The following is an 869-nucleotide window of genomic DNA, read 5'->3' on the forward strand; positions in this document are numbered from 1 at the left end:
TCGGCCCGAAGGTCGGTGCAATCCCGCGCGGCAGGGTCGGGGCCCGGATCCGGGAACTGGCGGCAGGCAACACGATGCTCGAAGCCGCGGCGGAACCCATGCTGCGGGTGCGCGGGGTCCTGCGCCTGGAATTGGCCGGGCTGGAGAAGGGGGTTCGGCATGCGGCGTCCGGCGACCCGGTCTGCCGGCGCCTGATGGCCATGGCGGCGCCGGAGCCGTCGTTGCGCCTGCCCATCGCTCTGCCGTCGACGACCCTGCACGCTTCCGTTCGTCGAAGAATGCCGGCCCCTGGGTCGGACTGGCGCCCTGCCGCAGCCAGCCTGGCGAGCGGGATGTCCCGGGCGGCATCGCCAGGGCCGGGGACGCGAACCTCGGGCGTGCCCTGTGCCAGGCCGCGGCCGCCATGCCGAACCGAGGGCGCGGAAACGCGCTCCGCACGCGGGCATCCCTCGTCGCCAAACGCCGGGGACGCAAGCGCGCAATGGCCGTCGTGACGCACCGGATGTGGATCGATGGAACAGCCTTCGAGACGGAAACAGCGCCCGCGACCTGAACCCGGCCGCTTCACCTGCCCGGTCGCGGGCGCGCGAGGTCCCGGAGGGACGTGGTTCCGGCGATGCCGTTGCCAGGACCGCCGCCAGCCATGCGGAGCACGCCCATGAGATCGACACGCCGGAACTGCACCGGACCGGCATCGTGTCGGCAGCCCTCGCGCTGGCCACGGACCGGAGCATGTTGCCGAAGGAACTCATGACAGAGCTGCAAGACGGCAGCCCGACCGGCTGAGCCAGACCACCCCCGCCAGCGGGATCTCATCGGCTGGCTGAAATCTCCCGACGGATGCAGACCCGCTACCGAAGGCCTGACCC

Annotated in this window: 1 protein-coding gene; it reads left to right on the top strand. The window is 71.9% G+C overall.

The genetic code is table 11. The features are described from left to right. Positions 1-181 precede the first annotated feature (181 nt). A complete protein-coding gene (locus HCC78_RS32795) occupies positions 182-553 on the top strand; it encodes a transposase (RefSeq protein WP_253949486.1) in 372 nt (123 codons plus the stop codon). Positions 554-869 lie beyond the last annotated feature (316 nt).

The sequence above is a fragment of the Mangrovicoccus sp. HB161399 genome (assembly GCF_013184745.1).
Classification (GTDB): domain Bacteria; phylum Pseudomonadota; class Alphaproteobacteria; order Rhodobacterales; family Rhodobacteraceae; genus Mangrovicoccus.